Consider the following 20,252-nt stretch of genomic DNA (forward strand, 5'->3'; position numbering starts at 1 on the left):
AAACGTCAACCAAGGGCGTTGGCGGCGGAACGGGGAGAGCGCGGTGCAGGCGGAGATCGGAGCCGGGGCGACGGGACGGGAGGCGGAGGACCGCAACCGATCCATCGGCGAACTGGCCGAAGAGTTTGGCCTGACCCACCGCACCATCCGTCATTACGAGGATGAGGGGCTGCTGTCGCCCAAGCGCGACGGGCAGACCCGCGTCTACAATCATCGCGACCGCGCCCGGCTGGTTCTGATCTGCCGTGGCAAACGGCTTGGCTTCAGCCTCGCCGAGATCAAAGATTTCTTGAATCTCTACGACACGGACGACGCCCAGACCGAGCAGATGCGTTACGCGCAATCGCTCGCCCGCCGCCGAATCCAAGCCCTCGAACGGCAGCTCCAGGACGTCCAGCAGACGTTGCGGGAGTTGCGCCACTTCGACACTCAGATCTCCGAGCATTTGCGCCGAAACGGCGCCACGGAGACGCAGCCCATGGAGGAGAAGCTCTCATGAAGTCGGTCGTCATCGCAGGCTACGCCCGTTCGCCCTTCGCCTTCGCCCACAAGGGCGAACTGACCAAGGTCCGTCCCGACGACCTTCTGGCCCGCGTCATCGCGGCGCTGGTCGAGCGCACCGGCGCGAACCCGCAGGATGTTGAAGACGTCATCGTCGGCTGCTCCTTCCCCGAAGGCGAGCAGGGCATGAACGTCGCCCGCACCATCTCCTTCCTGGCCAAGCTGCCGCTGACCGCCGCCGCCACCACGGTGAACCGCTATTGCGGCTCGTCGATGCAGGCGATTCATCAGGCGGCGGGCGCCATCCAGATGGGCGCTGGCGAGCTGTTCGTCTGCGGCGGCGTCGAATCGATGACCCGCGTGCCGATCATGGGCTTCAACCCGATGCCGAACGCCGCGCTGAAGGACCTCTACCCGGAGGCCTATTGCTCGATGGGCGTCACCGCCGAGAACGTCGCCAAGAAATACGGCATCGCGCGCGCCGACCAAGAGGCGCTCGCCGCCGCCTCGCACGCCAAGGCCGCCGAGGCGCAGGCCGCTGGCCGTCTCAGCGCTGAAATCGTCGGCATCCAGTCCCCCGCCGGTCTGGTGGACCGCGACGGCTGCATCCGTCCCGGCACCACGGTCGAGGGCTTGAGCGGTCTGAAGCCCGCCTTCACCGCCGACGGTTCGGTCACGGCCGGCACCTCCTCGCCGCTGACCGACGGCGCGTCCGCCGTTCTGGTGACGACGGAAGAATACGCCAAGGCGAACGGCCTGCCGATCCTGGCCAAAATCCGCTCGATCGCGGTGGCCGGTTGCGCGCCGGAGCTGATGGGCCTTGGTCCCGTCCCCTCGACGCAAAAGGCGCTGGCCCGCGCCGGTCTGTCGATCAAGGACATCGACGTCATCGAAATCAACGAGGCCTTCTCGTCGCAGGCCATCGCCTGCATGCGCGACCTCGACATCGATCTGGCGAAGGTCAATCTGGACGGCGGCGCGCTGGCGCTCGGCCACCCCCTCGGCGCCACCGGCGCCCGCATCACCGGCAAGGCGGCCTCGCTGCTGAAGCGTGAAGGCAAGCAATTCGCGCTGGCCACCCAGTGCATCGGCGGCGGTCAGGGCATCGCCACCATCCTGGAAGCGGTCTGACGGCGGCACGGGCATCAGGGAGGAAGAATCCATGAAGATCGAACGCGCCGCCGTGATCGGCGCCGGTGTGATGGGGGCGGGCATCGCCGCCCATTTCGCCAACGCGGGCATCCCGGTCGTCCTGCTGGACATTCCGGCGAAGGACGGCGACCGCAGCGCCATCGCCAAGGGCGCCGTGGCCAAAATGCTGAAGACGGACCCCGCGCCCTTCATGCATCGCAACAACGCCAAGCTCGTCACCACCGGCAATCTTGAGGACGACCTCAATTTGCTGGCCGACGTCGATTGGATCGTCGAGGCGATCATCGAAAACCCGGCGATCAAGGCCGACCTCTACAAGCGCATCGACCCGGTGCGCAAGGCCGGGTCGGTGGTGTCGTCCAACACCTCGACCATCCCGTTGAACGTTCTGACCGAGGGGCAAAGCGAGCAGTTCAAGGCCGATTTCCTCGTCACGCACTTCTTCAACCCGCCGCGCTACATGCGGTTGCTGGAGATCGTCGGCGGCCCGACCACCCGGCCTGACGCGATGGCGGCCATCGCCGACGTTTGCGACCGCCGACTGGGCAAGGGCGTGGTCCATTGCAAGGACACGCCGGGCTTCATCGCCAACCGCATCGGCGTCTTCTGGATCCAGGCGGCGGTCAACGCCGCCGTCGATCTGGGGCTGACGGTGGAAGAGGCCGACGCGGTCGGCGGTCGTCCGATGGGCGTCCCCAAGACCGGCGTCTTCGGCCTGATGGATCTGGTCGGCCTCGATCTGATGCCGCACATCGCCAAGAGCCTGCTGGCGACGCTGCCCGCTGGCGACGCCTACCGCGACACGGTGCGCGAACACGCGGTCATCACCAAGATGATCGCCGACGGCTACATCGGTCGCAAGGGCAAGGGCGGCTTCTACCGGATCAACAAGGCCGGTGGCGGCAAGGTCAAGGAATCGATCAACCTGCGCACCGGCGAATTCGCCCCGTCGGAAAAATCCCGGCTGGAGAGCGTGACGGCGGCGGGCCGCGACCTGCGCAAGCTGTGCGAGCACCCGGACAAGGGCGGCAAATTCGCCCGCCGCGTGTTGGCGCAAACCTTGGCCTACGCCGCCAGTCTGGTGCCGGAAATCGCCGACAGCATCGTCGCGGTGGACGAGGGCATGCGGCTTGGCTACGCCTGGAAGCAGGGGCCGTTCGAGCTGATCGACCGTCTCGGCACCGCGTGGTTCGCCGAGCTTTGCAAATCGGAAGGCATTCCGGTTCCGGCCCTGGTCGAGGCGGCGGCGGGCCGTCCCTTCTACCGGGTGGAAGACGGCAAGCTCCAGCATCTGACCACGGCGGGCGTCTATGACACCGTTGTGCGTCCGGACGGCGTGCTGTTGCTGTCCGACGTCAAGCGGGCGGCGGGCAAGCCGGTGTGGAAAAACGCCTCGGCCAGCCTGTGGGATATTGGCGACGGCGTGCTGTGCGTCGAGTTCACCAGCAAGATGAACGCGGTGGACGGCGACATCATGGCCGCCTACGGCAAGGCCATCAGCCTGATCGGCAAGGGGACCGGCGCCTGGAAGGCCCTGGTCATCCACAACGAGGCGGATAATTTCTCGGTCGGCGCCAATCTGGGCCTCGCCCTCTTCGCGCTGAACATCGGCCTGTGGCCGCAGATCGAGGAGATGGTGGAGGGCGGTCAGCGCACTTACCGCGCCCTGCGTTACGCCCCCTTCCCGGTGGTGGCGGCTCCCAGCGGCATGGCTTTGGGCGGCGGCTGCGAAATCCTGCTGCATTCCGACCATGTTCAGGCGCACGCCGAAACCTATGTCGGTCTGGTCGAGGTCGGCGTCGGCCTGATCCCCGCCTGGGGCGGCTGCACCGAGATGTTGGCCCGTCACGCCAAGAACCCCAAGGCCCCGCGCGGCCCGATGCCCGCCGTCGCCAAGGCGTTCGAGATCATCAGCACCGCGACGGTCGCCAAATCGGCGGCGGAAGCCAAGGAGCTGCTGTATTTCCGGGCGACCGACGGAATCACCATGAACCGCGACCGCCTGCTGGCCGACGCCAAGGCCAAGGCGTTGGAACTGGCGGCCAACTACACGCCCCCGGAAAAGGACAGCTTCACGCTGCCCGGCCCGACCGCGCGCGCCGCGCTGGATTTGGCCGTGGAAGGCTTCGCCCTTCAAGGCAAGGTCACGCCGCACGACAAGGTGGTCTGCGCCGCGTTGGCCGAGATCCTGAGCGGCGGCGACGCCGACGCGACCAAGCCGGTTGGCGAGGATCATGTTCTGGGTCTGGAGCACAAGGCGTTCATGGAGCTGGTGCGCACCACCGGAACCATCGACCGGATCGAGCACATGCTGCTCACCGGCAAGCCGCTGCGGAATTAAGGGGGGATTGAACGATGCCGATCTACAAGGCTCCGCTTGAGGACGTGCGTTTCGTCCTCGACGAAATCGTCGGTTTGGACAAGCTGTCGGCCCTGCCGGGCTATGAGGACGCCACCCCGGAACTGGTCGGGCAGGTGTTGGAAGAGGGCGCCAAGCTGTGCGAGGAGGTTCTGTTCCCCCTCAACCAGTCGGGCGACGGCGAGGGCTGCCATTTTGAAAATGGCGTCGTCCGCACCCCGCAGGGCTTCAAAGAGGCCTACGCCACCTACATCGAGGCGGGTTGGCAGGGTTTGGCCTGCGACCCGGCCTATGGCGGGCAGGGGCTGCCGAAGCTGGTCAACATCATGATGGAGGAGTTCATTTGCTCCGCCAACTTGAGCTTCGGCATGTATCCCGGCCTGTCGCTGGGCGCCTACAACGCGCTGGCGACCTACGGCTCGGACGAATTGAAGGCGCGCTTCCTGCCGCGTTTGGTCGATGGGACGTGGTCGGGCACCATGTGCCTGACCGAACCGCACAGCGGCACCGATTTGGGCATCATCCGCACCAAGGCGGTTCCGGCGGAGGACGGCTCTTACAAGATCACCGGCACCAAGATTTTCATCTCGGCGGGCGAGCATGATCTGACGGACAACATCCTGCATCTGGTGCTGGCCCGTCTGCCCGACGCGCCCGCCGGAACGCGCGGCATCAGCCTGTTCCTGGTGCCGAAGTTCCTGCCCAACGAGGATGGGACGCCGGGTCCGCGCAACGGCGTGGCCTGCGGCTCCATCGAGCACAAGATGGGCATCAAGGCGTCCTCGACCTGCGTCATGAATTTCGAGGACGCGACCGGCTGGCTGGTCGGCGAGGCGCACAAGGGCATGCGCGCCATGTTCGTCATGATGAACGCGGCCCGTCTGGCCGTGGGCATCCAGGGGCTGGGTCTGGCCGAGGTCAGCTATCAGAACGCCGTGAACTATGCGCGGGAACGGCTTCAGGGCCGCTCCCTGTCGGGGGTGAAGGCGCCGGACAAGCCCGCCGATCCGATCATCGTCCACCCGGACGTGCGCCGGAATCTGCTGACCGCGCGGGCCTACACCGAAGGCGGTCGCGCGCTGGGCGCCCTGGTGGCCTATCACCTGGACGTCGCCGAAAAGCACCCCGACGCCCGCGCCCGCCGCGACGCCGACGAGTTCGTGCAGTTGATGACGCCGATCGCCAAGGCGCTGTTCACCGACATCGGTTTCGAGGCTAGCAACATCGCCGTGCAGGTGCATGGCGGTCACGGCTTCATCTGGGAAACCGGCGTCGAGCAGTATGTCCGCGACGCCCGCATCTGCCAGATCTACGAAGGCACCAACGGCATCCAGGCGTTGGATCTGGTCGGGCGCAAGCTGCCGCAGGACATGGGCCGTCTGCTGCGCCATTTCTTCCACCCGGTTGGCCGCGACATCGAAGCCGACATGGAAAACGAGGATCTGGCCGAATTCGTCCTGCCGCTGGCCAAGGCCTTCGCCAAGCTCCAGCAGGCCACGGCCCTGATCGCCCAGAAGGGCATGAAGGATCCCGAGGAGGCGGGCGCGGCGGCCACCGACTATCTGCGTCTGTTCGGTCTGGTCGCGCTCGGCTGGATGTGGCTGCGCATGGTCAAGGCGGCGCAAGCCAAGCTGGCCGCTGGCGAGGGCAACGCGGCTTTCTATGAGACCAAGATCAAAACCGCGCGTTTCTACATGGCTAAGTTGTTGCCGCAAATCAACAGCCTGTTCATCACCATCACCGCCGGGGCGAAGACCCTGATGGAGATGGACGAAGCCGCTTTCTAACAACCCGCGTCGTCTTCCTCCGCGACGTTGGGCGCTGAATGGGCTGGGCGCGATGCTGGACAGCGTCGCCTCAGCCCTTTTTCTATCTTTTCACAAGAAGAGGATGACGGATCATTCCTGCATTGCAACAATTGGAATGTCAGGTGAGCGTTGGATCAACGCTTGGCACGTTGTTGCGGCGCGGCGAGCGGCCTGGGTGATAAAAGTTAATTTCTGGTTGTCGAAAATTGCTCACGCGTGCTACATCTTATTTTGCATTACGTTTGGCTGGGGCCTGCTATATCCTTTGGATTTTATGGATATGCGGCCCAAACGAGACCATCGTCTTCTTCGGTCGCGGGCCTGGTTTTGCAGTGCGTCTGGCGGGTGCGGGAGTTTGATCGATGAAGATCCTGATCGGTGACGATCACGTGCTTTTCCGGGAAGGACTGCGCCGCTTGCTGGAGCAGCTCAAGGATGGGGCGACCTTCGGGGAGGCCAACAACTTTGACGAGCTTCTGGCCATGGCGGGGGCCGGGGAACCCTATGACCTCGTTCTAACCGATCTGCGCATGCCGGGCTGGCCGGGCTTCAGCGGCATCGGCGCGTTGCAGGCCAAGCAGCCCAACGCCAAGATCGTCGTGGTGTCCGCGTCGGAGGCGCACGCCGACGTGCGCGACGCGCTGGAAAATGGCGCGGCGGGCTACATTCCCAAATCCTCCAGCGTCAAGATCATGCTGAGCGCGCTGGATCTGATCTTTTCCGGCGGCGTCTATGTTCCGGCGACCGTTTTGCGGGATTCGGGCGACGCTGAGCCACGCGGAGCGGTCCTGCCCGCCGATCCTCAGCTTGAGCAGTTGTTGACCCACCGCCAGCGCGAAGTGCTGGACCGGCTGCGCGAGGGCAAGTCCAACAAACAGATCGCCCATGAGCTTGGTCTGTCCGAAGGGACGGTCAAGATTCACATGACGGCGATCTTCAAATCGCTGGGCGTCCGCAACCGCACCCAGGCGGCGATGGCTTTTCCGCAGTCGCAGAACAACACCTAACCGTTGATGACGCCGTCCGTTAGCTGAGGCTGGACACGAATCCCCGCAAGGATTCGACCTCCAGCTCCGCGTCGTCGATGCGCGCCTTAACCACGTCGCCGATGCTGATGACGCCGACAAGTCGATTCTGATCCAGGATCGGAACATGGCGGATGCGGCGTTCGGTCATCACCGCCATCATCGTCGCCACCGTGTCGGTGGGCGCGCCCGTGACCAGATCGCGGGTCATGACGTCGGCGGCGGAGCGGGTCAACGCGGCGGCCCCGTCTTGCGCGACGGCGCGCACGATGTCCCGTTCGGACAGAATGCCCGCAAGAACGCCGGAATCATCAATGACCAGAGTGGCGCCGATTCGGTGCTCGGCGAGATGCTTGGCGACGTCGCCCAAGCTGTCCGTTGGGGCGACCGAGCGGATTTGATGACCCTTGCGAGTCAATATGGCGGCGACGTGCATGATGTGCGGCCTCCTTCCAAGTTCCTTCACGGAAAATTGGTTGGCGGCGCAAACAATTCAAGCGCTTTGGCCAAAAGGAAAAGCCGACCACCCCATACAGGGTGGTCGGCTCAATCCGTCCGTTCGCAACCGATCCCGTATGGGATGGCTTAGAAGCGGTAGCCGACGCCAACGCCGACCAACCACGGGTCCAGCGTGACCTTCGACGTGACCGGCAGCGCGCCGTTGACCGAGGCGGTGACGTCGGTCTTCAGGAAGATCTTCTTGACGTCGAGGTTCAGCGACCACGCGCCCGTCAGGGCGACGTCAACACCGGCCTGGAGAGCGAAACCGAAACGGTTCTTGTAATCGGTCTTGGTGACGCGCAGACCCGCCGGGTTGACGGTGTTGGCGGCGTCTTCGTTGTAGAACAGGGTGTAGTTCACACCAGCGCCGACGTAGGGGCTGATGCGCTCCTTCGGCAGGAAGTGGTACTGCACCGTCAGGGTCGGCGGCAGCAGCGAGACCTTGCCGATTTCGATGCTGTTGCCCAGGCCGTTCAGGTTGCCCTTGACGGTGTGGCGGCTGGTGCCGGCGATCAGCTCAGCGGCGATGTTGTCGGTGAAGAAGTACGAGAAATCGACTTCCGGGATGAAATCATTGCCAACCTTGGCGGTGCCGATGTTGCCCAGGCTGGTGTTGTTCAGCGTGCCCTTTTCCTGCGGCAGAACGCCGACGCCACGCGCGCGGACGACGATGTCGCCAGCCGACTTCACCTTGAAATCCTGAGCGAGCGACGGGGAGGAAATGGCGACAAGGGCCGAGGTCGCCAGCAGGGCGGCGGCGGCGCGCGACAGGATGCTCATGGGGTCTGCTCCAGGCAAAATGCGTTGTTTCTGATTTGTGGCATCAGCCAGGGCAGGTATTACCAGACTCCCACTAGGGCTACTAGGGGGGTGCAACCGATCGAGGTCATGTTGCAGCAGCTCTGCAACAGTGACGAGTTGTCGCATAGACACGAAAAACAAAGGGTTATTTTGAGGTGCGCGGGCGTATGACCGTTCGTGAGCGTCTGAAACCGGGGTTTTGCGGCGCGGGGGATGGGCGGTAAAACGAAAAAATCACCCGTCCGAACCGCCAGAAAACCCCATGTCTTCAGCGCAGACGGGCCGGGGACAGGTCCGCCACGCCGACTCCCAACGCCTGGACGTCGGCGGGCAGATCGCCGCCGGTGGCCAGAGCCGCCGCCGTGCGGCCCATGGCGGGCGCGGTCTGGATGCCGTAACCGCCCTGACCGGCCAGCCAGAAGAAACCTTCGGCCTGATCGTCGAAGCCGACCACCGGCACCCGGTCGGCGACGAAGCTGCGCAGCCCGGCCCAACTGTGCGCCAACCGCCGAACGGTGAAACGGCAGGCTGTTTCCAACCGATCCACCGTTTCGGCGATGTCGAGTTCTTCGGGCTGCACGTCGCAGGGGGGGACCGGGGTTTCGTCGGCGGGGGAGGCCAACAGCCGTCCAGCGTCGGGCTTGACGTAAAAGCTGTCGGCGACGTCGATCACCATCGGCCAGGAATCCAGCCCCTGCTTGTCGGCGGGATCGGGGAAGACGGGATCAAAGGTGATCGCGGTGCGCCGTTTGGGAACCAGCCCGATGGGACGAACGCCCGCTAGCTCGGCCAGCGCGTCGGCCCAGGCGCCCGCCGCGTTGACGACGACCGGCGCGACGAAGCGCCCCGCCGGGCTTTCCGCCACCCACACCCCATCGTGGCGACTCAAGGCCGTCACCTCGGCGTCGGTGACGACGCGCCCGCCGCGCGCCTTCAGGCCGCGCAAATAACCGTGATGCAGGGCGTGAACGTCGATGTCGCAGGCCTCTGGCTCCCACACCGCGCCCAGCGGGTAATCGGGACGCAGGAAGGGCGCGCGGGCCAAGGTCTGCTCGCGGTCCAGCCGTTCGACCGAGGGAGTCAGGCGGCGACCGTCGGTGAATTCCTGTTCCAGCAGGTCGCTTTGATCGGGGCGGGCGACCAGCAGCACGCCGCGCGGCGTCAACAGCGGGTGGTCGGTGAAACCGGCGGGCGGTTCGGTGTAAAAGCCCCAGCTCGCCACGGTCATGGCGCGCACGGTGGCGTGGCCGTAGGTCTGGGTGTAGAGCGCGGCGGAACGTCCGGTCGAATGATAACCCGGCTGCGATTCACGTTCCAACAGCAGCACGCGGCCATGGGCCGCCAGCTCATAAGCCGCCGAGGCGCCCGCCATGCCCGCGCCGATCACCAGAAAATCAACCCGCTCCAACGCCGCTCACTCCCACTGGGTTGAAATCCGCCGTGCCGCCGCGATCCGATGCTCGACCAGATGGTCCGGCGCGCCCACCATTTCAAGAATAAGTTTCTGCCGCAAGGCTTCGATGAAACTGCCGCGATCCATCGCCGATGTCACGAAGGCCCCAGGTCCGCCGATCACGTTTTCCGCGAAATACTCCTCCAACCAGGAAAATTCATCGAGGATGGCCAGACCGTTGACGGTGACGCCGCGCGCGGCGGCGCGGTCGCGCGCCACTTGCGGATCCAGGCCGCTGTTGGAAAAGCCGTTGGACACAAGGTCGATCACCTTGCGCGGCGGCGCGGCGCTTTTGACCGGCTTTTGCTCGAACAAGGCCAGCGCGTCGTTGATCGCCCCGCCGATAGCGGTGGAATCGCCCTGGAAGCCGCGCGGCGTGGCGTCGATGCGGGCGGCGAAGCGGGCGGCGTCCTCCGCGCTCGTCACCAGCGTCCAGGGGATCAGGGTTTTCAGGGTGCGCGGGCCGGAATAGACGGTCAGCGCCACCAGCGCGCCGCCCGCCGACAGCGCGTCGGCGACCGACGGGTCACGGAAGGCGGCGGCGTGGCCCTGCAACTGGAATTCCAGATCGCCTTGCGTGATCGACGCCGATCCGTCGAGCGCCAACAGCAACGCGACCGCCGCCGCCGGACTGGATGGTTTGGCCGTGGACGCGGCGTTGGCGCCCAGACCGATCAGCAGACACAGCGCAAAGACGATGCGCGCAACGCCCATGACAGCACCCCGAACGGAACCGATTAAGGACCGGATCAGGCGTGGGCGAGCGCGTGGCGCGCGACCTTCACCATCACCGACGGCAGGGCCTGGTCGCTCAAACGGTCGATGGGAACCCACAGCCCCTCGGCCTCGCGCCAGCCATCACCGGCCAACGCGGTGACGACGGCAAGTTCCAGGTGAAAATGGCTGAAAGTATGGCGGACCACGCCGGGCAAGGCGCGCCAGGACAGGGCGAGCGGCTGATGGATCGCCAGCGCCGCGCCGTCCGGGGCCTCCGCCTCCCAAGCGGTCGATGGAATTTCGGTCATGCCGCCCAACAGCCCGCTTTCGATCCGCCGCCGCAACAGGACAGCGCCGTCGGGGTTGAGCAGCCAATAGGCCGTCCCGCGCCGCGTCGGCTTTTCCGTTTTGGCGACCTTGCGCGGCAGGGTCTCGGCGATTCCGGCGGCGCGCGCCTCGCAGAATTCGGTCCAGGGGCAGAGCATGCATTTCGGCTTGCGCGGCGTGCAGACGGTCGCGCCCAAATCCATCATCGCCTGCGCGTAATCGCCGGGCCGCGCGTCCGGCGTCAGCGTCGCCGCCAGCTTGCGCAGGGTCGGTTTGACGTTGGGCAGCGGGTCGGCGACGGCGAAGATGCGGGCGATCACCCGCTCGACATTGCCGTCCACCACGGTCGCCTTGCGGGCGAAGGCGATGGCGGTGATGGCGGCGGCGGTGTAGGCCCCGATGCCGGGAAGCTCCAGCAACGCCGCCTCGTCGCCCGGAAAGCGCCCGTCATGCCGACTGACCACCGCTTGCGCGCATTTGTGAAGGTTGCGGGCGCGGGCGTAATAGCCAAGCCCGGCCCAGGCGACCAACAGATCGTCCAGCGGCGCGTCGGCCAACGCGCGCACCGTCGGCCAGCGTTCGGTGAAGTTGCGGAAATAGGGCGCGGCGGCGGGAACCGTCGTCTGTTGCAGCATGATTTCCGACAGCCACACCCGATAGGGATCAACCGGCTCCCCCGGCTTGGCCCGCCAAGGCAGGTCGCGGCGGTTGCGGTCGTACCAGGACAGGAGCCGCGCGGCGGCTTTTGCGGAATCGTCGATCATGGAGGGATGAAATAGAGGCTTTCCGGCGTCAGGAGAAGGGGGCGCCGCCTGCGTCAGCCGACGCTGGGCAGCGTCGATCCCTTGCGCTACGGTGCGGCGGCGCCACATGAGACGCGGCGCGATTGGGCATGAGGAGTTTGGGCGCAGCATGAACGGACCACGACGCATCGGCCAAACCGTGCCGGAGGTGGCGGGCAAGGTGCTTGGCAAGCGCGGTCTGGCCTTTGGCGCGCTCATCACCGATTGGCCCGCCATCGTCGGCCAACAATTGTCACAGCGCACCGCCCCCGACAAACTCAGCTTCCCGCGCGGCAAGCGCGAGGAGGCGACGCTCCACATCCGCGCCATGGGCGCCATCGCCTTGGAGCTTCAGCATCTGGAACCGCAGATCATCGAGCGGATCAACAGCTTCTTCGGCTATCACGCGGTGGCGCGGATCAAACTCATTCACGCGGGCCTGCCCGCCGCGCCCTCGCCGATGCTGCGCCCGCGCGCGCTGACGACGGACGAGGAAGCCTCCGTCGCCACCACCATCGCGGCGGTGGAGGATGAGGAGCTGCGCGCGACGCTCGAACGCTTTGGCCGGTCGCTGCTGGCGCGGCCCAAGCGGGCCGGGCGCTGAGGCTGGACGGGGCTGACTTTCTTTGGCTATACCATCAACATCTGGTAGGGATGAGGGCATCGTGAACCGCAAAATTTTGGGAATCGCCGGGCTGCTCGCTGTCGGCCTGACCGCTGGAATGACCGTCGCCGTCGCGACCCCGGCCCCCGCCGCCGCGCAAACGGCGACGCCGCTGCCCGCCGTTTCGGACCTGCTGGCCGAACGGGTGCTGGGCGATCCGAAGGCGCCGGTGACGATCTATGATTATTCGTCGATGACCTGCCCGCACTGCGCCGATTTCCACGCCAACGTGCTGCCGAAGATCAAGGAAGCCTACATCGACACCGGCAAGGTCAAGCTGGTGTTCCGCGACTTCCCCTTCGACCAGGCGGCCCTGCGCGCCAGCATGCTGGCCCATTGCGCGCCGGTGGAGCGCTATTTCCCGCTGACCGACGTCCTGTTCAAAAGCCAGGCCCAATGGGCGCGCGCCAGCGATCCGGCCAAGGCGCTGGCCCAATATGGCAAGCTGGCCGGGATGAGCCAGGAGATCATCGACGCCTGCTTCGCCAGCCAACCGCTGGCTGACGGCATCCTGAACAGCCGCATGGTCGGTCAGAACCAATACAAGGTCGAAGCCACCCCCACCTTCATCCTGAACGACGGCAAGGATCGGGTCGAGGGCGCGCAGCCGTTCGAGGTCTTCGCCAAGGCCATCGACAAGCTGCTGAAGTAAAGAAAAGGTCGTTTTCCGGTGCAGTTCACGCGTCTCCGCCTCTCCGGCTTCAAGTCCTTCGTTGATTCGACCGAATTGGTCATCGAACCGGGAATGACCGGCATCGTCGGTCCCAACGGGTGCGGCAAGTCGAATTTGGTGGAGGCGCTGCGCTGGGTCATGGGGGAAACCTCGGCCAAGCGGATGCGCGGCGACGACATGGACGACGTCATTTTCGGCGGCACGTCCAACCGGGCGGCGCGCAATCTGGGCGAGGTGGCCTTGGCCATCGACAACCGGACGCGCACCGCCCCCGCCGGTTTCAACGAGCATGACGAGCTGGAGGTCACGCGGCGGATCGAGCGCGGCTCCGGCTCCGACTACCGCATCAACGGCAAGCTGGTGCGGGCGCGCGACGTTCAATTGCTGTTCGCCGACAACGCCTCGGGGGCGAACTCCCCGGCGCTGGTCAGCCAGGGCAAGGTCGCGCAGATTATTTCCGCCAAGCCGCAGGACCGCCGCATGCTGCTGGAGGAGGCCGCCGGAATCACCGGCCTGCACTCCCGTCGGCACGAGGCGGAATTGCGCTTGCGGGCGGCGGAAACCAATTTGACCCGCCTCGACGACGTCATCGGGGCGATGGACACGCAACTGCAAAGTCTGAAAAAGCAGGCGCGGCAAGCCGCCCGTTACCGCGCGCTGTCCGAACACATCCGCAAGGCCGAAGCGGTGCTGTGGCACCTGCGTTGGCTGGCCTGCCAAGCCGAACTGGAGCGCGCCCACGCCGCCTTCGCCACGTCGGAAGAGGCGGTGCGGGCGCTGATGCTGACAGTGACGCAGGCCACCAGCCGCCGGACCGACGCGGCGGCGGGCCTGCCGGAGAAGCGGCAGGCGGAGGCGCAGGCCGCCGCCGCCCTGCAACGGCTGGTCATCGCCCGCGAACAGCTCGACGCCGACGAACAGCGGGTGGCCGAACAGCAGCGCGCCTTGCAGGCGCGGTTGCGGCAGATCGCCGGGGATCTGGGCCGGGAAGAGGCGCTGGCGGCGGACGCGGGCGAGGCTCTAGCCCGGTTGGAGGCCGAACGCGACCGGCTGATCGACGCCCAGGCCGATGAAGAGATTCTGGAAGAGGCGGCGCGCGACGCCGTGGTCGAGGCGCGCGAGGCGGTCGAGGATCTCGACCGGGCGCTGACCCGGCTGACCGAAGCGGTCGCCGCCGACGAGGCGCGGCGCACCGCCACCCAACGGCAGGCGGGCGAGTTGGAAAGCCGTGCCGCCGGTCTGGCCAAACGACTGGCCGACCAACAGGCGCAGCGGACGACGCTGGAGGCCGACATCGCCGCCCGCGCCGATCTGGCCGACGCCGAAATGGCCGTGGAACTGGCCGAACAGCGGTTGGATGAGGCGCGCGAGGCGGCGGAACGGGCGGAACGGGCAAAGTCCGACGCCGAACCGGCCCAATCCCGCGCGCGCGAGGCGCTGTCCGTCGCCGAATCCGCCCGCGCCACGCTGCGCGCCGAAGAACGCGCCCTGAACGAGCTGCTGACCGCCGGGGGCAGCGAAGAGTTTCCGCCGCTGGTGGACGCGGTGACGGTGGCCCCCGGCTATGAAGGCGCGTTGGCCGCCGCGCTGGGCGACGCGCTGACCGCGCCACTGGACGAAGCCTCCCCCGTGCATTGGCGGCGCTTTCCACCTTTTCAGGCGTTGCAGCCCTTCCCGGTGGGGGTTGAGCCGTTGACCGGCTGGGTCTCAGGCCCGCCCGCCGCCGGGCGAGCGCTGGCCCACATCGGCGTGGTGGAGGACGCGGCGACCGGCGCGGCCTTGGCCCCGGCGCTGGCGCCCGGTCAAATCCTGGTCAGCCGCAACGGCGGGGCCTGGCGTTGGGACGGCTTCACCGTGCAGGCAGGCGCGCCGACCGCCGCAGCCGTGCGCCTGAAGCAACGCAATCGGCTGGCCGAACTGCGCGACGGGCTGGAACTGGCTGAGGAACGGGTGGAGGCGGCGCGCGAGGCGCTGGACGCCGCCAAACGCGCGGTGGAAGACGCGGCGCAGGCCGACCGCCGCGCCCGCGACGCCGTGCGGGAGGGCTTCGCCGCCCTGAACGGCGCGCGCGACCGTCACGCCAAACTGGCGCGCGAGGCCGACGCGGCGGCCTCCCGTCTGGCCTCCCTGGTCGAGGTCATCGAACGGCTGGCGGTGGACGAGCGTGAGGCCGCCGCCCGGCGGGACGAGGCTCTGGCCCTGTTGGACGCGCTGCCCGACCCGCGCGAAGGGCGCGAACGGGTCAACGAACAGCGCGCCGCGCTGGCCGAACGCCGCGCGCTGCTGAACGAAAAGCAGAGCGGGTTGGACCGTCTGACGCGCGAAGCCCAGACCCGCCGCCAAAGGCTGGCCGCCATCCAGGCGGAAACCGCGTCTTGGGACACCCGCTCCACCGGGGCCGATGGCCGGGTGGCGGAGTTGCGCGCGCGGGCCGACGCGGCGGAGGCCGACATCGCTCAACTGGCCGACCGTCCCGCCGCCATCGCGCTGGAACGGCAAGAGTTGCAAGACCGTATCTTCGAGGCCGACAAAGCCCGCAAACGCGCCGCCGAGGCATTGGCCGAGGCCGAAGGGCGCTTGACCGAGATTGAAACCGCGCTCCGTCAGGCCGAATCCGCTCTGGCCGACGCCCGCGAGACCCGCGCGCGCGCCGAAGCGGCGGTGGCGGGGGCGATGCAGCAGCGGCAAACCCTGACGGAGCGGATCGCCGAACGGCTGGATTGCGCGCCGGAGGACACCCGCGCGGCGACGGAGCTTGGCCCCGACGACGCGCTGCCCGACGCCGGGGCCATCGAGGCGCGGCTCGACAAGCTGACGCGCGAACGCGACGGCATGGGGCCGGTCAATCTGCGCGCCGAGATCGAGGCGGCGGAGCTTGAGGCGCAGATCACCGGCCTGCACACCGAACGCGCCGATCTGACCGCCGCCATCGCCCGGCTGCGCCAGGGCATCGCCAGCCTGAATCGCGAGGCGCGCGAACGGCTGGTCGCCAGCTTCGACACGGTGAACCGCAATTTCCAGGACCTGTTCATCCGTCTGTTCGGCGGCGGCAAGGCGCATCTGGAACTGGTCAACGCCGAGGATCCGTTGAGCGCCGGTCTGGAAATCTACGCCAGCCCGCCGGGCAAAAAGCTGCAAGTCCTGTCGCTGCTGTCAGGCGGCGAGCAGGCCTTGACCGCGCTGTCCCTGCTGTTCGCCGTCTTCCGCTCCAACCCCGCGCCGATCTGCGTGCTGGACGAGGTGGACGCGCCGCTCGACGAATCGAACGTTGGGCGCTTTTGCGATCTGGTCGAGGACATCGCCCGTCAGGGCGACACCCGTTTCCTCATCATCACCCACCACCGCCTGACCATGGCGCGGGTGGATCGGCTGTTCGGCGTGACCATGGCTGAACGCGGCGTGTCGCAACTGGTCAGCGTCGATTTGCGCGCGGCGGAGGAGTTGCGCGGGGTGGCGTGAATCTCAGCCGCCCCGCTTTCACATCTTAGCTTCCGCGTTTCCACATCTTACCCCCCGCGTTTCCACACGGTGGTTTCGATGAAGCGGCTGGCCAGAAAGCGGTAGGTCGCCTTTTGCAGATGCTCCAACCGGGGAGAGCGCTCCATCATCACCGAATCCCAGCCCTTCAGCAGGTCTTCCCATTCCAACAGCTTGGTGCGCAGATCGTCGCGGATCTTGCGGATGAACTGAATGGTGGCGTGAATGTCCTTCAACGCCCCGACGATTTCGCCGGTCTGCGCGTCGGCTTGATCGAAGATCATGTCATATTCACGCAGGGGCTTCTTGATAAGGCCCTGCATCCGGTTGATCTCACTGCAAAAAACGCGGTCCGTGCGGTAAACGGTGATGAGCGTGGCGAAGTTGGTTTCCATCTTGCGAATGTGTTTGAAGCGGTCGCGCAGCGCCTCGATGTAGGACAGCTCTTGAGCGAGGTCGTCCAAGCGGTCGGTCAAATACTGCTCGGAGTTGGCCATGTTCAGCTTCAGCTTTTCGGCGAGCTTTTGCAGGGCCAACTTCAGGCGCGCCTGAGTTCCCGGATCCTCCACCAACTGGTCGAGCTGGTAGGCGTCCGACACGATCATTTCGGAGCCGGTCATCGACGACACCACTTGCATCGTCAGGCGGCCCTTGGCGATGCGGCGGTGGCGGTCTTCAACCGACCAGGACGCCCGACCATCCAGCAGTTCGCCAGGGATCTGTTCGCCTGGACGGATCTGTTTGACGTAGGCCAACCCCTGCTCGACGATTTCCAACAACCGCTCGTCGTGGCTTCCCTGTTCGATCTGAAAGGATTCCAGAAGGGTGGGGAAGGCCAAGGCCGCCTTCAGATCGCCCAGCAGGATGTTGAGGACGGGATCCTTGCTGGTCGGATCGGCGCAGAAAAAGGCGCCGGGCAGACTGAACACCTTGTGCTGGAAATCGAAATGGGTGTCCCGCATCGGCTCCGTTTGGGAATCTCCCGCAGAGCCGTTGTCAGAAGAAGTGGACGCCGTTCCTTTGTCGGTGGACGAATCGGCGGCGGATTTCGCATCAGTGTTCGAGGTGTCGGTCATCGTCCCTTGGGGGCGCTGGGGTGAAATTTCATCAAATTTAGCACAATCAGCGGCGTGGGGTTGCAACGTTGTTGTCCCCAGCGATGACCAGACGGCACTTTACAGCAGGTCGCGCAGACGAAACCAGAGCATAGCGAGCACCAACGCCGGCGTGCGCAGCCGTCGCCCGCCGGGAAAGGCGTGATGGGGGATTCGGGTGAAGACGTCAAAGCGTTCGGCAGTTCCCCGGATCGTTTCGGCCATCACCCGTCCGGCCATGCCCGCCAGCGCGACGCCATGGCCGGAATAGCCGTGCGCGAACAAGGTGGTCGGCGACAGCCGTCCCAACTGCGGCATCCGATTCATGGTGATGGCGACATGGCCGCCCCAGAAATGTTCGACGGCGACGCCGCTCAATTGCGGGAAGACGGCCAGCATTTTCGCCCGCATGGCCAGCTTCAATCCCGGCAAATCAATGCCGGAATAGCTGACGCCGCCGCCGAACAGCAGCCGATGATCGGACGAGCGGCGGAAGTAATTCAGCGAGAAATTCAGATCCGACACGGCGATGTTGGTGGGCAACAACTGCGTGGCGCGCGCCTCGCCCACCGACTCGGTGGCGATCATGTAGGTGGCGACCGGCATGATGGTCGGGGCCAATCCGGGAACCAGCCCGCCCAGATAGGCGTTGCCCGCGATCACCATATGCTTGGCCCGCACCCGGCCATGCTCGGTCTGCGCCCAGGGTTCGGCCCCGGCGTCCAACGCGGTGACGCGGCTGTGTTCAAAGATGCGGACGCCAGCGGCGGCGGCGGCGCGGGCCAAGCCCAACGCGAAGTTCAGCGGATGCAGATGCCCGCTGCCCTCGTCCAACAGACCACCGATGTAGGAGTCGCTGCCGATGCACGCCCGGACGCCGTCCCGGTCCAGGCGGCGCGCCTTGTCATAGCCGTAGCCGTCGCGCAACTCGCGCTCCATCTCGGCCACGTCCTTCATGTGGCGGGGCTTCAAGGCGGCGTAGGCGAAGCCCCAGGTCAGATCGCAGGCGATGGCGTGGCGCTCCACCCGTTCGGCAAGCTGGGTCTTGGCCTCCTCGCCGAAATCCCACAGGCGGCGGGCGTCCTCCCGCCCGACCCAACGCTCGATCACGCTCATCGGCTTGTTGTAGCCGGTGATGATCTGCCCGCCGTTGCGGCCCGACGCGCCCCATCCGCAAGCCTGCGCCTCCAGCAGCACCACGTCATAGCCGCGTTCGGCCAGCTCCAGCGCGGTGGTCAGGCCGGTGTAGCCGCCGCCAATCACGCAGACGTCGCAGCGCAGTTCACCCGCCAAAGCGGGATTGGCGGGATGGGCGGCGGCGCTCGCCGCGTACCAACTGTTCAGATAAGAGGCTTTCGGCATCCGGTCAGTTAGGCGGTCCACCGGGAACGGGTCAACGAAAAGCCGACGATTTCACAAAAGCGTCATCGGAACCCTCTGGCGCGGTCCCCTGAAAGGGCGTCATAGTGTCGCTGTCGATCACAGCACGGAGGGGGCTGCCCATTGCCCGGTGCGGTCCGCCAATCTCATGGGTTTTATGGAAGACTTCATCAAGAAAAACCGTATTACTGAAGTCGAATGTCTTGTGCCCGACATCTCGGGCATCGCGCGGGGCAAGATCGTGCCCGCCGACAAATTTCTCCGCATCCTGCGCGACCGTGGCCTGCGTCTTCCCGAAGCGATTTTCGTTCAGACCGTGACCGGGGAGTTCGCCGAGGATGAAGACATCACCTCGGACGAAAATTCCGACATCTACATGATCCCGGACGAACGGACGATCCGCTTCGTTCCCTGGTATGAAGAGCCGACGGCTCAGGTCATCGTCGATTGCGTCTACGCCGACAGCCGTCCGGTGGACATGTCGCCCCGCCATGTTCTCAAGCGCGTGCTGTCGCTGTATGAGGAGCGCGGCTGGAAACCTCTGGTGGCGCCGGAGCTTGAGTTCTTCCTGGTCCAGGTCAACAAGGATCCCGATTACCCGCTGGCGCCGCCGATTGGCCGCAACGGGCGGATGGAAAGCGGTCGGCAGGCCTTCGGCATCGACGCCGTCAACGAGTTCGACCCGATCTTTGAAGCCGTCTATGATTACTGCGAAAAGCAGGACATCGACATCGACACCCTGACCCACGAGGCCGGGGCGGCGCAGATCGAGATCAACTTCAACCATGGCGACGCGCTGGAACTGGCCGATCAGGCGTTCCTGTTCAAGCGCACGGCGCGGGAAGCGGCGATCCGCCATCAAATCTACGCCACCTTCATGGCCAAGCCGATGCAGGGCGAGCCGGGCAGCGCCATGCACATCCACCAGTCGGTGGTGGACGCCGACACCGGGCGCAACCTGTTCTCCAACCCCGATGGGACGGACAGCGCGCTGTTCATGGCCCACATCGCCGGGCTGCAAAAATATTTGCCCTACGCGATGCCGCTGCTGGCCCCGAACGTGAATTCCTACCGCCGTTTGGTGCCGAACTCCGACGCGCCGATCAACGTGCATTGGGGGCGCGACAACCGCACCACGGGCCTTCGCGTGCCGGTGTCGCAACCCGACGCCCGCCGGGTCGAAAACCGGGTGGCCGGGGCCGACGCCAACCCTTATCTGGCCATCGCCGCGTCTCTGGCTTGCGGTTACATCGGCATGACCCAGAATATGGAGCCGAATGACCCGATCAAGGGATCGGCCTATCGTCTGGCCTTCACCCTGCCGCGTCACCAGAGCGAGGCGCTGACCAAGTTCAACGCCTGCAAGCCGCTGAAGGAAATACTGGGCGAACGCTTCATCGACGCCGTCACCTGCGTGAAGGAAGCGGAATACAAGGCGTACAACCGGGTCATCAGCTCATGGGAACGTGAAAATCTTTTGCTGAACGTGTGATTCTGTAAAAGAGGGGCGCTTCGGTTGGACGCGCCCCTCGTTTCAC

At 65.9% G+C, this 20,252-nt stretch carries 16 protein-coding genes; 9 read left to right on the top strand and 7 right to left on the bottom strand.

Annotation, left to right across the window (positions count from 1 at the left end; all coding sequences use genetic code 11):
- The first annotated feature begins 43 nt into the window (after window positions 1–43).
- The 5 genes from ACODS4_RS02900 to ACODS4_RS02920 all read left to right on the top strand — a co-directional run bounded on the left by ACODS4_RS02900 (window position 44) and on the right by ACODS4_RS02920 (window position 6,827).
- Entirely contained in the window at window positions 44–499 is a 456-nt protein-coding gene (locus ACODS4_RS02900; RefSeq protein ID WP_488860537.1) for a MerR family transcriptional regulator, read from the top strand.
- The gene (locus ACODS4_RS02905) at window positions 496–1,632 is read left to right on the top strand and encodes a thiolase family protein (RefSeq protein ID WP_488860540.1); all 1,137 of its coding nucleotides are present in this window, start codon (window positions 496–498) and stop codon (window positions 1,630–1,632) included. Before ACODS4_RS02900 ends, ACODS4_RS02905 begins: the two co-directional genes overlap by 4 nt.
- 31 nt (window positions 1,633–1,663) lie before the next feature.
- Window positions 1,664–3,994 (top strand): 3-hydroxyacyl-CoA dehydrogenase/enoyl-CoA hydratase family protein, encoded by a 2,331-nt coding sequence (locus tag ACODS4_RS02910; RefSeq protein ID WP_488860542.1) that lies wholly within the window; start codon window positions 1,664–1,666, stop codon window positions 3,992–3,994.
- 14 nt (window positions 3,995–4,008) lie between these two features.
- Window positions 4,009–5,799 (top strand): acyl-CoA dehydrogenase C-terminal domain-containing protein, encoded by a 1,791-nt coding sequence (locus tag ACODS4_RS02915; RefSeq protein WP_488860544.1) that lies wholly within the window; start codon window positions 4,009–4,011, stop codon window positions 5,797–5,799.
- 383 nt (window positions 5,800–6,182) lie between these two features.
- Window positions 6,183–6,827, top strand: a complete 645-nt coding sequence (locus ACODS4_RS02920; RefSeq protein WP_488860546.1) for a response regulator — start codon at window positions 6,183–6,185, stop codon at window positions 6,825–6,827.
- A gap of 19 nt (window positions 6,828–6,846) precedes the next feature.
- On the opposite strand, the gene ACODS4_RS02925 is transcribed toward ACODS4_RS02920, so the two are convergent.
- The 5 genes from ACODS4_RS02925 to mutY all read right to left on the bottom strand — a co-directional run bounded on the left by ACODS4_RS02925 (window position 6,847) and on the right by mutY (window position 11,408).
- Complete coding sequence (locus tag ACODS4_RS02925; RefSeq protein WP_488860548.1) at window positions 6,847–7,281, bottom strand: CBS domain-containing protein; 435 nt, start codon at window positions 7,279–7,281, stop codon at window positions 6,847–6,849.
- A gap of 149 nt (window positions 7,282–7,430) precedes the next feature.
- Window positions 7,431–8,126 (bottom strand): OmpW/AlkL family protein, encoded by a 696-nt coding sequence (locus ACODS4_RS02930; RefSeq protein ID WP_488860550.1) that lies wholly within the window; start codon window positions 8,124–8,126, stop codon window positions 7,431–7,433.
- Window positions 8,127–8,415: 289 nt separating this feature from the next.
- Window positions 8,416–9,555, bottom strand: coding sequence for an NAD(P)/FAD-dependent oxidoreductase (locus ACODS4_RS02935; RefSeq protein WP_488860552.1), 1,140 nt, complete (start codon window positions 9,553–9,555; stop codon window positions 8,416–8,418).
- A 6-nt stretch (window positions 9,556–9,561) separates the two neighbouring features.
- Window positions 9,562–10,314 (bottom strand): DUF1194 domain-containing protein, encoded by a 753-nt coding sequence (locus ACODS4_RS02940; protein ID WP_488860553.1) that lies wholly within the window; start codon window positions 10,312–10,314, stop codon window positions 9,562–9,564.
- A 35-nt stretch (window positions 10,315–10,349) separates the two neighbouring features.
- Window positions 10,350–11,408 carry an A/G-specific adenine glycosylase gene (gene mutY, locus ACODS4_RS02945; RefSeq protein ID WP_488860555.1) on the bottom strand — a complete coding sequence of 353 codons (1,059 nt, stop codon included), beginning with the start codon at window positions 11,406–11,408 and terminating at the stop codon, window positions 10,350–10,352.
- A gap of 148 nt (window positions 11,409–11,556) precedes the next feature.
- Between mutY and ACODS4_RS02950 the strand changes: the two genes are divergently transcribed.
- The 3 genes from ACODS4_RS02950 to ACODS4_RS02960 all read left to right on the top strand — a co-directional run bounded on the left by ACODS4_RS02950 (window position 11,557) and on the right by ACODS4_RS02960 (window position 16,222).
- Window positions 11,557–12,030 carry a DUF721 domain-containing protein gene (locus ACODS4_RS02950; protein ID WP_119833760.1) on the top strand — a complete coding sequence of 158 codons (474 nt, stop codon included), beginning with the start codon at window positions 11,557–11,559 and terminating at the stop codon, window positions 12,028–12,030.
- A 61-nt stretch (window positions 12,031–12,091) separates the two neighbouring features.
- The gene (locus ACODS4_RS02955) at window positions 12,092–12,742 is read left to right on the top strand and encodes a DsbA family protein (protein WP_488860557.1); all 651 of its coding nucleotides are present in this window, start codon (window positions 12,092–12,094) and stop codon (window positions 12,740–12,742) included.
- An 18-nt stretch (window positions 12,743–12,760) separates the two neighbouring features.
- Complete coding sequence (locus tag ACODS4_RS02960; RefSeq protein ID WP_488860559.1) at window positions 12,761–16,222, top strand: chromosome segregation SMC family protein; 3,462 nt, start codon at window positions 12,761–12,763, stop codon at window positions 16,220–16,222.
- A 47-nt stretch (window positions 16,223–16,269) separates the two neighbouring features.
- Here ACODS4_RS02960 and ACODS4_RS02965 read toward each other — a convergent pair whose 3' ends face one another.
- A complete protein-coding gene (locus ACODS4_RS02965) occupies window positions 16,270–17,202 on the bottom strand; it encodes a hypothetical protein (RefSeq protein ID WP_488860561.1) in 933 nt (310 codons plus the stop codon).
- A 213-nt stretch (window positions 17,203–17,415) separates the two neighbouring features.
- Window positions 17,416–18,696, bottom strand: a complete 1,281-nt coding sequence (locus tag ACODS4_RS02970; RefSeq protein WP_488860563.1) for an NAD(P)/FAD-dependent oxidoreductase — start codon at window positions 18,694–18,696, stop codon at window positions 17,416–17,418.
- 166 nt (window positions 18,697–18,862) lie between these two features.
- Here ACODS4_RS02970 and ACODS4_RS02975 point away from each other — a divergent pair, with 166 nt between their 5' ends.
- The gene (locus ACODS4_RS02975) at window positions 18,863–20,206 is read left to right on the top strand and encodes a glutamine synthetase family protein (RefSeq protein ID WP_488860565.1); all 1,344 of its coding nucleotides are present in this window, start codon (window positions 18,863–18,865) and stop codon (window positions 20,204–20,206) included.
- Window positions 20,207–20,252 lie beyond the last annotated feature (46 nt).

The sequence above is a fragment of the Azospirillum sp. FG154 genome, assembly GCF_057809575.1.

Bases quoted from the DNA above. Each gene is read 5' to 3' on its own strand.
- ACODS4_RS02905 (WP_488860540.1), top strand. From the start codon at position 496: ATGAAGTCGGTCGTCATCGCAGGCTACGCCCGTTCGCCCTTCGCCTTC.
- ACODS4_RS02910 (WP_488860542.1), top strand. From the start codon at position 1,664: ATGAAGATCGAACGCGCCGCCGTGATCGGCGCCGGTGTGATGGGGGCG.
- ACODS4_RS02915 (WP_488860544.1), top strand. From the start codon at position 4,009: ATGCCGATCTACAAGGCTCCGCTTGAGGACGTGCGTTTCGTCCTCGAC.
- ACODS4_RS02920 (WP_488860546.1), top strand. From the start codon at position 6,183: ATGAAGATCCTGATCGGTGACGATCACGTGCTTTTCCGGGAAGGACTG.
- ACODS4_RS02925 (WP_488860548.1), bottom strand. From the start codon at position 7,281: ATGCACGTCGCCGCCATATTGACTCGCAAGGGTCATCAAATCCGCTCG.
- ACODS4_RS02930 (WP_488860550.1), bottom strand. From the start codon at position 8,126: ATGAGCATCCTGTCGCGCGCCGCCGCCGCCCTGCTGGCGACCTCGGCC.
- ACODS4_RS02940 (WP_488860553.1), bottom strand. From the start codon at position 10,314: ATGGGCGTTGCGCGCATCGTCTTTGCGCTGTGTCTGCTGATCGGTCTG.
- mutY (WP_488860555.1), bottom strand. From the start codon at position 11,408: ATGATCGACGATTCCGCAAAAGCCGCCGCGCGGCTCCTGTCCTGGTAC.
- ACODS4_RS02950 (WP_119833760.1), top strand. From the start codon at position 11,557: ATGAACGGACCACGACGCATCGGCCAAACCGTGCCGGAGGTGGCGGGC.
- ACODS4_RS02965 (WP_488860561.1), bottom strand. From the start codon at position 17,202: ATGCGGGACACCCATTTCGATTTCCAGCACAAGGTGTTCAGTCTGCCC.
- ACODS4_RS02970 (WP_488860563.1), bottom strand. From the start codon at position 18,696: ATGCCGAAAGCCTCTTATCTGAACAGTTGGTACGCGGCGAGCGCCGCC.
- ACODS4_RS02975 (WP_488860565.1), top strand. From the start codon at position 18,863: ATGGGTTTTATGGAAGACTTCATCAAGAAAAACCGTATTACTGAAGTC.